The sequence below is a fragment of the Pseudomonas sp. HR1 genome, from assembly GCF_030175875.1.
Lineage (GTDB): Bacteria > Pseudomonadota > Gammaproteobacteria > Pseudomonadales > Pseudomonadaceae > Chryseomonas > Chryseomonas oryzihabitans.
The window spans coordinates 279,978-293,745 of sequence record NZ_JASNRF010000003.1 but is presented as its reverse complement, the minus strand read 5'-3'; the positions used below and the strand labels follow the sequence as shown (position 1 = coordinate 293,745).

The 13,768-nt window shown below is 69.1% G+C and carries 10 protein-coding genes; 6 read left to right on the top strand and 4 right to left on the bottom strand.

Annotation, left to right across the window (positions count from 1 at the left end; genetic code table 11):
- Nucleotides 1–61: 61 nt before the first annotated feature.
- From QKY98_RS12755 to QKY98_RS12735, 5 genes are all read left to right on the top strand, one after another.
- Entirely contained in the window at nt 62–367 is a 306-nt protein-coding gene (locus QKY98_RS12755; protein WP_007159555.1) for a nucleotide pyrophosphohydrolase, read from the top strand.
- The gene (locus QKY98_RS12750) at nt 364–1,119 is read left to right on the top strand and encodes a methyltransferase domain-containing protein (RefSeq protein ID WP_027602550.1); all 756 of its coding nucleotides are present in this window, start codon (nt 364–366) and stop codon (nt 1,117–1,119) included. The genes QKY98_RS12755 and QKY98_RS12750 overlap by 4 nt, the downstream gene beginning before the upstream one ends.
- Before the next feature lie 47 nt (nt 1,120–1,166).
- Nucleotides 1,167–1,778 (top strand): DUF4136 domain-containing protein, encoded by a 612-nt coding sequence (locus QKY98_RS12745; RefSeq protein WP_027597114.1) that lies wholly within the window; start codon nt 1,167–1,169, stop codon nt 1,776–1,778.
- A 61-nt stretch (nt 1,779–1,839) separates the two neighbouring features.
- Nucleotides 1,840–2,424 (top strand): DUF4136 domain-containing protein, encoded by a 585-nt coding sequence (locus tag QKY98_RS12740; RefSeq protein WP_284671016.1) that lies wholly within the window; start codon nt 1,840–1,842, stop codon nt 2,422–2,424.
- A gap of 160 nt (nt 2,425–2,584) precedes the next feature.
- Nucleotides 2,585–5,125: a bifunctional diguanylate cyclase/phosphodiesterase gene (locus tag QKY98_RS12735; RefSeq protein ID WP_284671015.1), complete on the top strand. Its 2,541-nt coding sequence runs from the start codon at nt 2,585–2,587 to the stop codon at nt 5,123–5,125.
- A gap of 4 nt (nt 5,126–5,129) precedes the next feature.
- On the opposite strand, the gene QKY98_RS12730 is transcribed toward QKY98_RS12735, so the two are convergent.
- The 3 genes from QKY98_RS12730 to nirB all read right to left on the bottom strand — a co-directional run bounded on the left by QKY98_RS12730 (nt 5,130) and on the right by nirB (nt 8,511).
- Nucleotides 5,130–5,339 (bottom strand): hypothetical protein, encoded by a 210-nt coding sequence (locus QKY98_RS12730; protein ID WP_007159560.1) that lies wholly within the window; start codon nt 5,337–5,339, stop codon nt 5,130–5,132.
- A 263-nt stretch (nt 5,340–5,602) separates the two neighbouring features.
- Nucleotides 5,603–5,959: a nitrite reductase small subunit NirD gene (nirD, locus tag QKY98_RS12725; protein WP_027602546.1), complete on the bottom strand. Its 357-nt coding sequence runs from the start codon at nt 5,957–5,959 to the stop codon at nt 5,603–5,605.
- A gap of 2 nt (nt 5,960–5,961) precedes the next feature.
- Nucleotides 5,962–8,511 (bottom strand): nitrite reductase large subunit NirB, encoded by a 2,550-nt coding sequence (gene nirB / locus QKY98_RS12720; RefSeq protein WP_284671014.1) that lies wholly within the window; start codon nt 8,509–8,511, stop codon nt 5,962–5,964.
- A 581-nt stretch (nt 8,512–9,092) separates the two neighbouring features.
- Between nirB and QKY98_RS12715 the strand changes: the two genes are divergently transcribed.
- Nucleotides 9,093–13,124 carry a bifunctional nitrate reductase/sulfite reductase flavoprotein subunit alpha gene (locus QKY98_RS12715; RefSeq protein ID WP_284671013.1) on the top strand — a complete coding sequence of 1,344 codons (4,032 nt, stop codon included), beginning with the start codon at nt 9,093–9,095 and terminating at the stop codon, nt 13,122–13,124.
- 9 nt (nt 13,125–13,133) lie between these two features.
- On the opposite strand, the gene QKY98_RS12710 is transcribed toward QKY98_RS12715, so the two are convergent.
- Entirely contained in the window at nt 13,134–13,742 is a 609-nt protein-coding gene (locus QKY98_RS12710) for a TetR/AcrR family transcriptional regulator (RefSeq protein ID WP_258196386.1), read from the bottom strand.
- Nucleotides 13,743–13,768: the final 26 nt, after the last annotated feature.

Here is a 13,768-nt window from a genome sequence, read left to right as displayed (position 1 = left end):
GCCACTGCCGCCTGCGCGTTCAGCCATGGGAGAATGGCGTTTTTTCGACCCCCGGACGCCCATGGACCTCCCCGCCCTGCTCACCCGCCTGCACGCGATCCGCGATGCCAACGCCTGGCGGCGCTATCACAACCCCAAGAATCTGGCGATGGCCGCCAGCGTCGAGATGGCCGAACTGGTGGAGATCTTCCAGTGGAAGAGCGATGTCGAAGCCCGCGCCCTGAGCGCCGCCGAGCGCGAACACGCCGGCCAGGAAATCGCCGATGTGCTGCTCTATCTGCTGCAACTGGGCAGCGAACTGGAGCTGGATGTGGAACAGGCGGTGCTGGCCAAGCTGGCCGATAACGAGAGGCGCTTCCTGCCGTGAGCGATACCTTCTTCGACGACCGCGCCACCCGCTTCGCCGCCAACATCTATGGCGGCACCAAGGGCGCCATCCGCCTGGCCGTATTGCAGGCGGATCTGACCGAGGTGCTGCCGCAACGCCCGCTGCGGGTGCTGGACATCGGCGCCGGGCTCGGCCACATGAGTCTCTGGCTGGCGCAACAGGGCCATGCGGTGACCCTGGCCGAACCCTCGGCGCCCATGCTGGCGGGGGCCCAGGAGGCCTTCGCCGCCGCCGGCCTCGACGCCGCCTGGCTGGCGCTGCCCTGGCAGGAGCTGCCCTTCTTCGCCGAACCCTTCGATCTGGTGCTCTGCCACGCGGTGCTGGAATGGCTGGAGACGCCCACGGCGATCCTGCCGACCCTGCAACGCTGCCTGGCGCCGGACGGCTGGCTGTCGCTGGCCTTCTACAACCGCGACGCCCTGATCTATCGCAATCTGCTCAAGGGGCACTTTCGCAAACTCCGGCAGGGTGAATACGCCGGCGCGGGCCAACGCGGCCTCACCCCGCAACAACCGCTGGACCCGCGCGAGGTCGAGGCCTGGCTGGCGCCGGACTGGCGGATCCAGGCGCGCAGTGGCGTACGGGTCTTCCATGACTACATGCCGCCGGAATTCCAGGCGCGCGCTGCGGGCGAGGAGCTGGTGGCCATGGAACTGGCCCATCGACGGCACCCGGCCTTCGCCGGTCTCGGCCGCTATCTGCATTGGCTCTGCCAAGCTAAGGCAGGATGACCCCGGGCGCGGTATGCTCTGGCCAGCATTCCTTCGAGGAACCGGTCATGCGTCGCCCCCTGCTCTGCCTGTCGCTCACGCTGCTCGCCCTGGCCGGTTGCCAGACGCCCAATCCCTATGTCGCCAGCAGCCTGCCCGAAGCCTCGGTGCCGGTGCTGCCGCAGCAGGATCCGGCGGCCTATCCGCCGGCACCGCGTGACTGGAGTCGCTATCGCACCTGGCGCTGGGCCCCCGGCGCCGCCGTGGTCAGCGGCGGCCTGGATGGCCAGACCGTGCAGCAGGCGGTGGCCGACGGTCTTGACCAGCGTGGGCTGCGACCGGCCCTTGGCGGTGCCCGCGCCGATCTGCAGGTGCGGGCCCGCCTTACCCAGCAGCAGCGCAGCGAGCAGTACACCGACTACTACGACACGGGCTATGGCTACGGCGGCTACGGGCCCTATGGCTACGGCCCGGGCTATGGCGCCAGCGTCGGCCAGGCGCGGACCCGCACCCGGACCTTTCTGGTCGACGTGCTGGAGGTGGAATTGCTCGATCCCGCCACCGGCCGCGTGCTCTGGCATTCGGCCGCCGAACAGGCCAGCGGCGGCAATAGCGGCGAACGCGCGCGTACCCTGAGGGATACCACCCGCCGCCTGCTGGCCAACTATCCGCCCAACTGACGCGATAAGTCGCCCTTAAGCCAGTCCAAGCAGACTAGTCTCCTGACCCAGAGGATCGCCCATGAAACGTTGCCTCCTGCTGCTTGCGGTCCTCTTGCTGGCGGCCTGCGCCGAGCGCGGCCCGCGCAACCTGGACTATGACGCCAGCCGCGACTTCGCCGCCTATCGCAGCTGGGGTTGGGCCGATCCCGCCATCGAGTACCGCCCCAACGATCCGCGGGTACGTAGCGATCTCACCGAACAGCGCCTGCGCGATTCGGTCAGCAGCGGGCTCGACCAGCGCGGGCTGCGTCCCTCACCGACCGGCGCGCGCCCGGACCTGAAGATCAAGCTCTATGTGATCCTCGATCAGCGCCAGCAGAGCTTCAGCTATGCCGATCCATACTGGGGCCCGGGCTGGGGTGGCCCCTGGGGCTCCGCCTGGGGTCCCGGTCCCTGGGGGCCGAGCTATGTGCGCACCCAGACCGTCACCTACCCGGTGATGACGGTGCAACTCGACATGCTCGATGGCCGTGACGGCAAACTGGTCTGGCGCGCCAGCGAAGAGCGCCTGCTGGACGACCAGAACGCCACCCCGGCCCAGCGCAGCGCCGCCTTCAGCCGGCTGATCGGCGACCTGCTCGTCAGCTATCCGCCGCGGCCTTGAGCGGTTGACCGTCCGGGCGGCTCTTGGCTGCCCCCGGTCCGACGCTGAGCAGACGGCCGCTGGGCGGTAACGGATAATGGCGTCTGGCCAGGTACCCCGCGCGTCGTCTGTAGCCCGCTTGCGGGGAACCTGACTGTCTCCAGCGCCGCCCAGGTTGATCATGACGTCCACGCCCATCGCCACCCGCCGCAGCCACAATCTGCTGCTGCGCCTCTTTCCGGTCATCTGCGCCCTGCCGATCCTGCTCGGCCTCGGCTGCTACCTGCTGATCAGGACCGCCACCAGCCAGGACGCCGACGTCCAGCAACGCGCCCGCACCTATATCGAGCGCACCCTGGTGCAGGTGGAAAACGAAATCGGCCACAACATCATCAACTACGCCAAGTGGGGCGAGGCCTACAAGCACCTGCACCTGACGGTCGATCTGTTCTGGGCCAACGACGAGCGCAACGTCGGCGACATCCCCTATGAGCTCTACGGCTACAACGGGGTCTTCGTACTGGATCCGCAGGACCGGACCGTCTACGCGGTGATCGATGGCCGGCCGACCGAGCGCGCGGCGGCGCAATGGCTCGAAGGCGATCTGGCCGGTCTGCTGGCGGAGACCCGCCAGCGCCCCGGCGAGACCGAAAGCCTGGTCCGGGTGCTGAGCGTGGGCGGCGTCCCGGCGCTGGTCGCCGCGGCCACCATAACGCCGGGCGCGAGCTACAGCGTGGCCCCTGGCCCCGGCGCGCCCTCGGTGATGCTGTTCGTCAACGTGCTCGATCCGGACACCCTGGCCCATCTCAGCGACACCTATGGCCTGCCGCGACTCGAGGCGTCGCGGGCACCCCTCGCCGATCACCAATACCTGCAGTTTCTGGATTCGCCGCTGCTGCTCAACTGGCAACCGCCGCAACCCGGTGCCCAGCTCCTGCGCCGCACCCTGCCGATCTTTCTGGCCGGGGTGCTGCTGCTCGGGCTGGTGCTGGCCCTGCTGATCCGTCATGCGCTGAATTCGGCCCGCCAGCTCGACCGGCAATTCGATGCCTTGGTCGCCAGCCAGGCCGAACTGAGCCGCAGCGAAAGCCGCTTTCGCGAACTCGCCGAGGCCGCCTCCGACTGGCTCTGGGAAAGCGACGCCGCAGGCCGTATCACCTATCTCTCCGAACGCTTCGCCCGCATCACCGGCCATGCGCCCGGCAGCTGGCTCGGCCGGCCGCTCACGGAGCTGTTCAGCAGCGAGACCACCCGCCTGGCCAACTGGCTCCAGAACAACGTTCACCAGCGCGACGAGCGTCAGGTGCTGCGCTGCCACTACCGCGACCGCCAGGGTCACGCCCGGGTCTGCGAGATCACCGCCCGGCCGCTGCCCGAGGGCGCCGGCTTTCGCGGTACCGCCAGCGACATCACCGCCGCGGTCAATGCCCAGGCGGAAATCGAACACCTGTCGCAACACGACAGCCTGACCGGCCTGGCCAATCGGCTGCAATTGCAGCACTACCTGGCACGCAAACTGGCGCAATCCAGAACGCCGCTGACGCTGCTCAGCCTGGACCTGGATCGCTTCAAGCCGGTCAACGACAGCCTCGGCCATGCCGCCGGCGATCGGGTGCTGCAGGAAATCGCCCGGCGCCTGCAGGCCAGTCTGAGGCCCGGCGGCCTGGTGGCGCGCCTGGGTGGCGACGAATTCATCGTGGTGTTGCTCGGTCACCTGGACGTGGCGACGGTCGACCAGATCTGTGCCCGCCTGGTAAACGCCATCGGCCGGCCGATTCTGCTGGAGGAGCAGTCGGTCAGCGTCGGCACCAGCATTGGCATCGCCCAGGCCCCGGGCCAGGCCACCCAGGTCGAGGACCTGCTGCGTCTGGCGGATATCGCGCTCTACCAGGCCAAGGCCGCGGGTCGCAACGGCTGGTGCTTTCATGCGCCGGCGATGGACGCCCAGCTCAGCCAGCGGCGCGATCTGGAGCAGGAATTGCGCCAGGCGCTGGCGCTCGACCAATTGCGCCTGGGCTACCTACCGCGCCGAGGCATCTCCACGGGTGACCTGAGCGGCGTCGAGGTCCAGCTGCACTGGGCCCATCCACTGCGCGGTCTGCTGCCGCCCGCCGCCTTCCTGCCGCTGGCCGAGGAGACCGGACTCAGCGTTGCCCTAGGCCTGTGGCTGCTGGACGACGCCTGTCGCACCGCCGCGGCCTGGCCCGTGCCGCTGCGGCTGGTCATCAGTCTGTCGGCGCGTCAGTGCGCCGATGCCGAGGCCCTGGTGGAGGCGGTCGCCAGCGCCCTGCAGACGAGTGGTCTGGCAGCGGGACGCCTGGAGCTGCAAGTGCCCGAGGCCTTGTTGCAGGCGGAAGACGTGTCTCTCACTCAGCTGCAGGCGCTCAAGGCCCTGGGCGTGCGCCTGAGCCTGGCCGACTTCGGCAGCGGCTCCGGCGGCCTCGAGGCGCTGCGCCAGTCCGTGCTGGATGGCATCAGTCTGGATAGCCGTCTCGTCGCTCGTCTGGAAGACCAGCCTGCCGATGCCGCCATCGCCCAGGCCCTGATCGGCCTCGGACGGACCCTGGGCCTGCGGGTGGCGGCGACGGGCGTGGAGACGCCGGTCCAGCTGGACTGGCTGCGGGCGCAGCACTGCGACGAGGTCCAGGGCCCGCTGTTCGGCCCGGTCCTGGCGGTCAACGACCTGGCGTTGCTACTGGCTACCGAACAGCGGCCGGGATGACGACCTAGAGGCGCTCCAGCCACCCCAGATCGCCCCCGCGGGCCGGTACCGGATAGCAGCCATAGGGCGCATAGCCATGGGTACAGACCGGATCGGCGCGCAGCGTGGGTTCGCCCACCGGTTGCGCGCGCCAGCCCTCCAGCAGGGCGATGGCGGCCAGGGCCAGAAGCAGGGCGATGAACAGCGCGGAGCGAATTGTTCTTGTCAGGCGCATGGTGACCTCCCGCGAGGCGATTGCCAGGATCGGCAGACAGCGTCCCCGCTCCTTGAGTATCGACCCTTGGAAGTCATTTCGCCGCCCCGCGCAGCTCCCGATTGCGCAAAGCTGCACTGCGGTGGGTGCAACAGTGGGCTAGGGCGAAGGGTGGAGATCCCGGACAAGGCTGCGCCGTTGTCCAGGCTACGCGCCAAGCCCCGCCCCACTCTAGACCGCCCCCTCTCCCGCCGGGAGAGGGTTGGGGTGAGGGTCGAGCCGCGTCAGGCGATCTCCACCTGCTCGCCGTTCAGCCGCACCGCCCAGGTGGGCAGGGCCTGCTCGGGGTACTCCAGGCAGCCACCGTCCGCCAGGCGGAAGTGCTGCTTGTACAGCGGCGAGGCGATCACCAGATCCGGGCCCAGCTGGCCGACGATGCCGCGGCCGATGACGTTGGCGCCGGACTTGGGGTCGCGGTTGCCCACGGCGAAGACCTTCTGCTCGGTGTTGGGCAGGTAGAACAGCGCCACCTGCTCGCCCTCGTGCAGGGCCACCACGCCGGACTGGGGCACCAGGTCGGCCAGGCTGCACAGGGGTTGCCAGCGGGGTTCCAGGGCACGCGCGGTAGTGGTCTGGGTCATGGTCAGGCCTCCTCGGTCAGGTTGATCAGGTGCAGTTCGCCGTGGCGCGCCGGCCGACGCTGGCCACGCTCCTTGACGAAATGGATGTCCGGGTCGCTGCCGCGCTGGTTGACGAAGGTACGGAAGCGCTTGAGCTTGTCCGGGTCGTTCAGGGCGTTGGCCCATTCGCATTCGTAGCGATCCACCACCAGCTGCATCTGGGCTTCCAACTCGGCGCTCAGGCCCAGGCTGTCGTCGATGATCACCTGCTTGAGGTAGTCCAGCCCGCCTTCCAGGGACTCGCGCCACACCGAGGTGCGCTGCAGGCGGTCGGCGGTGCGGATGTAGAACATCAGCAGGCGGTCGATGTAGCGGATCAGCGTCTCGTCGTCGAGGTCGGTGGCGAACAGCTCGGCGTGGCGCGGGCGCATGCCGCCATTGCCGCAGACATAGAGGTTCCAACCGTTCTCGGTGGCGATCACGCCGATGTCCTTGCTCTGGGCCTCGGCGCACTCGCGGGTGCAGCCGCTGACCGCGAACTTGAGCTTGTGCGGGGCGCGCAGGCCCTTGTAGCGGTGCTCGATGTCCAGCGCCATCTTGACGCTGTCCTGCACCCCGTAGCGGCACCAGGTACTGCCGACGCAGCTCTTCACCGTGCGGGTCGACTTGCCGTAGGCATGGCCGGTCTCGAAGCCGGCGGCGATCAGCTCCCCCCAGATGTCCGGCAGCTCGTGTAGCTGGGCGCCGAAGAGGTCGATGCGCTGGCCGCCGGTGATCTTGGTGTAGAGGTCGTATTTCTTCGCCACCTGGCCGATGGCGATCAGGCCTTCCGGACTGATCTCGCCACCCGGGATGCGCGGCACCACCGAGTAGGTGCCGTTCTTCTGCATGTTGGCCATGAAGGTATCGTTGGTGTCCTGCAGCGGCACCAGGTGCGGATCGGTGATGGAGCCATTCCAGCAGGACGCCAGGATGGAGCCTACCGCCGGCTTGCAGATGTCGCAGCCATGGTGCCCGCGCCCATGCCGCGCCAGGAGCTCTTCGAAGCTCTCGATACCCTCCACCCGCACCAGGTGATAGAGCTCCTGGCGGGTATGGGCGAAGTGTTCGCAGAGACTCTTGTCGACCTCGACGCCCCGGGCGATCAGCTCGTGCTCGAAGACCTGCTTGACCAGCGCCGCGCAGCCGCCGCAACCGGTGCCGGCCTTGGTGCAGCTCTTGATGCCGGCCAGGTCCGTGCAACCGGCGTCGATGGCGGCGCAGACCGCGGCCTTGGTGACGTTGTGGCAGGAGCAGAGGGTGGCGGTGGCCGGCAAGGCATCGGCGCCCAGGGTCGGGGCGCCATCGCCCACCGGCATGATCAGGCTGGCCGGATCCTGGGGCAGCGGGATGCCATTCTGGGCGTATTGCAGCAGGGTGTCGTAGTAGCTGTTGTCGCCCACCAGCACGGCGCCGAGGACGTGCTTGCCATCGGCGGACACCACCAGGCGGCGGTAGCTGGCGCTGGCTTCGTCGATGTAGCGATAGCTGCGCGCGCCGGGCGTGGCGCCGTGGGCATCACCGATGGAGCCCACGTCCACGCCCAGCAGCTTGAGCTTGGTGGACATGTCGGCGCCGGTGAAGGGCGTGGCCTGACCGTGGCAGAGGGTGGCGGCCACCAGGCGCGCCATCTGGTAGCCCGGGGCGACCAGGCCGAAGATGCTGCCGCTCCAGGCGGCGCACTCGCCGATGGCATGGATGAAGGGGTCGCTGGTCAGGCAGCCGTTGTCCACGGCCACCCCGCCGCGGGCGCCGAGTTCCAGGCCGCAGCCGCGGGCCAGGGCGTCCTGAGGGCGGATGCCGGCGGAAAACAGGATCAGGTCGGTCTCGAGGAAATCCTCGCCGGCGAAGTTCATGCGGTAGCGATACTCGCTGCCGGCGGTGATGTTCTGGGTGGCCTTGGACAGGTGCACGCCCACGCCCAGGTCCTCGATGCGCTGGCGCAAGGCGGCGCCGCCGAGGTCGTCCAGCTGTACCGGCATCAGCCGCGGGGCGAATTCCACCACGTGGGCTTCCAGGCCGAGGGATTTCAGCGCATTGGCCGCCTCCAGGCCGAGCAGGCCACCGCCCACCACCACGCCGCGGCGCGCCCGGGCGGCGGCCAGGCGGATGGTGTCCAGGTCGTCCAGGGTGCGATAGACCAGGCGCGAATCCCCTTCGGCACCCTCGATGGGCGGCACGAAGGGATAGGAACCGGTGGCCAGCACCAGGCGGTCGTAGCCAAAGGCGCCCTCGGGTGTCAGCACCTCGCGCTGTTCGCGGTCGATGGCGGTCACCGCGCAGCCCAGGTGCAGCACCAGGCCGGGCACGGCATAGAGACCGGCTTCGCTCATGGCCAGGGATTCGGCATCGCGACCGGCGAAGTACTCGGAGAGATGGACCCGGTCATAGGCGCGCTGGCGCTCTTCGCCGAAGACATGGATCTCGTAGTGGTCCAGGGCGCCGGCCGCCAGCAGCTGCTCGACGAGGTGATGGCCGACCATGCCGTTGCCGACGACGATCAGGCGTTCTTTGCGGGTCACGATGCTGTTCATGGAGGCTATCCCCCGGCCGAGGCCAATCAGGTTGATTCGCGGCAAATAAAAAGGCGCCTGAAACCTTGCGGTCTCAGGCGCCTTTGCCTGTTCTAGTAGGGAGGAGCCCTTGGCTCTGCTCCGTGCCCGTCGCCTGCAGTGGCTGTCGATCGCCGTTGATCGACCGGGCGACCCGAATGGGCGGGTCTGCCAGAGCTTTTGCATCGGTTGTGCCAGTTTCATCGGCTCGCCCGCAGATCGGCCACTGGCGCGGGCTGCAGCCCGCCAAGCGGCTTGCCGGCGCCGGTCCGGACGGCTGCCGACTGGAACCACAACGGTGCAAGGCAGGGTCGGCCTGCCCTGTCCCGGCGCATCTCGACCGCCAGGGCAGCGACCCCGCCAGGCGCCACCGCCACCCCGCCAGGCCAACAGTCATGCGCTCCCCGCGCGCACCGGACCAAGCTGGCGCGAGCCTTGCTAATTCCCTGGCATGGAGCGGTCAACGTCGATCGCCCCCTTCACGACAAAGGCGCCGTGTTCGCCTCCCTCCGGGGAGCGCGACCGGCGCCTTTTCGCTTTCTGGTTTTCGAAGGATCCTTGCCATGACCACTACCCACCTCAAGAGCGTCTGCCCCTACTGCGGCGTCGGCTGCGGGATCGTCATGCAGGTGGAAGACGGTCGGGTCACCAAGGTCAGCGGCGATCGCGACCACCCCGCCAACCGCGGCCGCCTCTGCACCAAGGGCAGCACCAGCCACCAGGCGCTGGTGGACAGCGGACGCATGGAGCAGGCCTATGTCCGCCACGACCGCTCCCACGAACCGGTGCAGACCGGGCTGGAGCAGGCCGTCGCCGTCACCGCCGAGCGCCTGCGCGCCATCCTCGACCGCGACGGACCCGACGCCATCGCCTTCTATGTGTCCGGGCAGATGTCACTGGAGGCCCAGTACCTGGCGAGCAAGCTGGCGCGGGGCTTCATCGGCACCAACCAGCTCGAATCCAATTCCCGCCTGTGCATGGCCAGTGCCGGCACCGGCTACAAGCTGTCCCTCGGCGCCGACGGTCCGCCCGGTTCCTATGACGACCTCGACCGCGCCGACCTCTTCCTGGTCAGCGGCGCCAACATGGCCGACTGCCACCCCATCCTCTTCCTGCGGCTGCTGGACCGGATCAAGCGCGGCGCCCGGCTGATCGTCGTCGATCCCCGGCGCACCGCCACCGCCGAGAAGGCCGATCTCTTCCTGCAACTGCGTCCGGGCACCGATCTGCTGCTGCTCAATGGCCTCTTGCATCTGCTGCACGCCGAGGGCTATCTGGACGAAGCCTTCATCGCCGCCCATACCGAGGGCTGGGCGGCCATGCCGGCCTTTCTCGCCGACTACAGCCCGGCGCGCGTGGCCGCCGGGACGGGGCTGGCCGAGACGGACATCCGCACCGCGGCGCGCTGGATCGGCGAGGCCGGTGAATGGACCAGTCTCTGGACCATGGGCCTGAACCAGAGCACCCACGGCACCTGGAGCACCAACGCCCTGTGCAACCTGCACCTGGCCACCGGCAAGATCTGCCGCCCCGGCAGCGGCCCCTTCTCCCTGACCGGCCAGCCCAATGCCATGGGCGGACGCGAGATGGGGTACATGGGGCCCGGCCTGCCCGGCCAGCGCAGCCTGCTGTCCGCCGCCGACCGCGACTTCGTCGAGCGTGCCTGGAAGATTCCGGAAGGCACCCTGCACACCCGCCTGGGCCAGGGCACCGTCGCCCTATTCGAGGACCTGGCCGCCGGCACCGTGAAGGCCTGCTGGATCATCTGCACCAATCCGGTGGCCAGCGTGGCCAATCGCGACACGGTCATCCGCGGGCTGCAGGCCGCCGAACTGGTGATCACCCAGGACGCCTATCTCGACACCGAGACCAACAGATACGCCGACATCCTCCTGCCCGGCGCGCTCTGGGCCGAGGCCGACGGAGTGATGATCAACTCCGAGCGCAACCTGACCCTGGCCCCCCAGGCCGTCACCCCGCCCGGCGCGGCCCGCGCCGACTGGCAAATCATCGCCGACGTGGCCTGCGCCCTGGGCTATGGCGAACACTTCACCTACGCCTCGGCCGCCGAGGTGTTCGACGAGATCAGGCAGTTCCACAACCCCCAGACCGGCTACGACATCCGTGGCGCCAGCCATGCCCGGTTGCGCGAGACGCCGCTGCAATGGCCCTGCCCCAGCGCAGCGAGCGATCCGCGCCAGCCGATCCGCTATCGCAACGACGGCCGCAGCCAGACCCTGCGCCTGGATGAGACCGGCGAACCCACCGCGCTCAACTTCGCCACCCCCAGCGGCAAGGCGCAATTCTTCGCTCGCCCGCACCTGGACCCGGCGGAGCTGCCCGATGCCGACTACCCCTTCGTGCTCAACACCGGGCGTCTGCAGCACCAGTGGCATACGCTCACCAAGACCGGCAAGATCGCCGCGCTGAATCGCCTCAATCCGGCGCCCTTCGTCGAGGTACATCCCCAGGACGCCCAGACGCTGGGGCTCAGTACGGGCGATCGCCTGGAAATCACCTCGCGGCGCGGTCGCGCGGTGCTGCCGGTGACCGTCAGCGACCGGGTCCAGCCCGGCAACTGCTTCGCCCCCTTCCACTGGGCCGACGTCCAGGGCAGCGACCTGGCCATCAATGCCGTCACCAGCGACGCCGTCGATCCGCTCTCGCTGCAACCGGAACTCAAGGTCTGCGCGGTGCGCCTGACCCGGGTCGCCACCATCCCCCACCGCCAGCTGCCGGCCGACGAGCCGGTCACCGAGAGCGTCCAGCAACCCGCCCTGGCGCGGCTGGCCGATCTCACCGGGGTCGCCACCGCGGTACGGCCCCAGCTCAGCGCGGCCGAGCGCACCTACCTGGCCGGCTTCATGGACGGCCTGCGCGACGGTGGCGCCCAGGGCGTGCCCTGCCTGCCGGCCCAGGCGCCGCTGGCCGCCGACACCCGGCTCTGGCTCGACGGCCTGCTCGCCGGGCTGTTCAGCCGCCTGCCGCAAAGCCAGAGTGCCAGCCTGCCCCAGGCCGCTACCGCGCCGGCCGATCTGGTGGTGCTCTGGGCGTCCCAGACCGGCAACGCCGAAGCCCTGGCCGAGCGCTGCGTCGCCCGCCTGTGCCAGGCCGGTCTCACCGTCGAATTGCACGACATGGCCGCCTATGCCGTGGAACGCCTGAGCGGTGCCCGCCGCGTCCTGCTGGTGAGCAGCACCTTTGGCGACGGCGAGGCCCCGGACAATGGCCAGGCCTTCTGGCAGGGCCTCGGTCGCCTCGATGCCTCCCTCGCCGAGCTGGACTACGCCGTGCTGGCCCTGGGCGATTCCACCTACGAGCAATTCTGCGGCCACGGCCAGCGCCTCGACGCCCGCCTGGCCGAACTCGGCGCCCGCCGCCTCTGCCCGCGCCTTGACTGCGACGCCGATGGCCTCGACGCCGCCGACGCCTGGCTGACCGCCCTGCAAGGGCAGATGGCGCCCCAGGCCGCCCAGGTGCCCGTCGCCCCTCCGACCACGAGCGGTCGCCCGACGGCGGTGCCCGCGCGGCTGGTCATCAACCAAAGACTCAACGGTGCCGGATCGAACAAGGAGGTGCGGCTGTTCGGTTTCGAATCCGCGCAGCCCCTGACCTACCAGGCCGGCGACGCCTTGAGCGTGAAGGCGCGCAACTGCCCGGAACTGGTCGAGGAGGTGCTCGCCCTCGCCGGCCTGGACGGCGAACAAGCAGTCGCGGTGGCCAAGGTCGGCGAGCTGTCGCTGCGCCAGGCGCTGAGCGAACACTATGAGATCGCCCGTCCCAACCCCGAGACCTTGGCGCTGATCGCCGAGCGCAGTGGCGCTGCCGAGTGCCACGCCCTGCTGGGCAACCGGGATGAACTCAAGACCTGGCTCTGGGGCCGGCAACTGGCCGATGTGCTGGCGCGCTATCCCGCCCGCCACGATGCCGGCGAATTGCTCGGCAGCCTCAAGCGCCTGCAACCGCGCCTCTACTCCATCGCCTCCAGCCCCCTGGCCCATGCCGGCCAGGTGCACCTCACGGTCTCGGCGGTGCGCTACGGTCAGCGCAAGGGCGTGGCCTCCACCTTTCTCGCCGACCGTCTGCAGGACGCCACCACCGAGGTGCATGTCCAGCCTTCACGTCACTTCCGCCTACCGGACCAGGGCGACGTCCCGCTGATCATGATCGGCCCCGGCACCGGCATCGCGCCCTTCCGCGGCTTTCTCCATGAGCGCCGCGCCCGGGGCGACCAGGGCCGCAACTGGCTGTTCTTTGGCGAACAGCACGCCGCCCATGACTTCTACTACCGCGACGAACTGGAAGGCTTCCAGCGCGATGGCCTGCTGAGCGAACTGAGCCTGGCCTTCTCCCGCGACCAGACCGAGAAAATCTATGTGCAGGATCGGCTGCGCGAACGCGGCGCCGAGGTCTGGCGCTGGCTGCAGGACGGCGCCCGCGTCTATGTCTGCGGTGATGCCAGCCGCATGGCCAGGGACGTCGACCAGGCCCTGCGCCAGGTGGTGGCGACCCATGGCCACCTCAGCGACGAGGCCGCCGCCGACTATGTGCGCGAGATGAGCGAGCAGAAGCGCTATCTGAAGGACGTCTACTAGCGCCAGTCGCTACAGCACCGCGCGCACCAGGCGGGTAAAGGCCTCGATGGCCTCGCGCTCGCCCAGCGCCCCGCGCACCACGGCCGCGGCCAGGGCCTCGCCGGCGCCGACCAGGCCGATGCAGGACACCTGCAACTCCGCGGCGGACCTCTTGCTGTGCGGCGTGAGCACCGCCGCCACCATCCGGGTGCCGTGCTCCAGCAACTCCTGATACACCGCGGTCTTTTCCTCACTCCCCGCCAGGGCCGCCGCCAGCACGCCGACCTCGCCCTGCATGTCGGTCACGCAGCGGATGTAGCCCTCGGCCAGCGCCGCGGTAGCCTCTTCGGCGCTCTGCTGCCGGGCCGTCATGGCCTGGCGAAAGGCATCCATCTGCGCCAGATCGAGCCAGCGATAGAGTTCGATGAGCAGCCCCGAGCGGGTACCGAAATGCTCGTAGACGACCGGTTTGGAAACGCCTGCCTGTACGGCCAGATAGCCCAGGGTCAGGCGATCCGCGCCCTCTTCCCGGACGATGAGCCGCGCTGTTTCCAGCAATTGCTGACGCCGCGCCGCCTTAGAAAGACGCCGCCCGGCACCATCGGAGATCGGTTTTTCAGGGGTGGATCGCTCTGCCATTGGTCACGTCTTCTTGCAAACCTACT

Excerpts from the sequence above, each read along its gene's own strand:
- QKY98_RS12715 (WP_284671013.1), top strand. The coding sequence starts at position 9,093 with ATGACCACTACCCACCTCAAGAGCGTCTGCCCCTACTGCGGCGTCGGC.
- QKY98_RS12745 (WP_027597114.1), top strand. The coding sequence starts at position 1,167 with ATGCGTCGCCCCCTGCTCTGCCTGTCGCTCACGCTGCTCGCCCTGGCC.
- nirD (WP_027602546.1), bottom strand. The coding sequence starts at position 5,959 with ATGACCCAGACCACTACCGCGCGTGCCCTGGAACCCCGCTGGCAACCC.
- QKY98_RS12755 (WP_007159555.1), top strand. The coding sequence starts at position 62 with ATGGACCTCCCCGCCCTGCTCACCCGCCTGCACGCGATCCGCGATGCC.
- QKY98_RS12710 (WP_258196386.1), bottom strand. The coding sequence starts at position 13,742 with ATGGCAGAGCGATCCACCCCTGAAAAACCGATCTCCGATGGTGCCGGG.
- QKY98_RS12730 (WP_007159560.1), bottom strand. The coding sequence starts at position 5,339 with ATGCGCCTGACAAGAACAATTCGCTCCGCGCTGTTCATCGCCCTGCTT.
- QKY98_RS12735 (WP_284671015.1), top strand. The coding sequence starts at position 2,585 with ATGACGTCCACGCCCATCGCCACCCGCCGCAGCCACAATCTGCTGCTG.
- QKY98_RS12740 (WP_284671016.1), top strand. The coding sequence starts at position 1,840 with ATGAAACGTTGCCTCCTGCTGCTTGCGGTCCTCTTGCTGGCGGCCTGC.
- nirB (WP_284671014.1), bottom strand. The coding sequence starts at position 8,511 with ATGAACAGCATCGTGACCCGCAAAGAACGCCTGATCGTCGTCGGCAAC.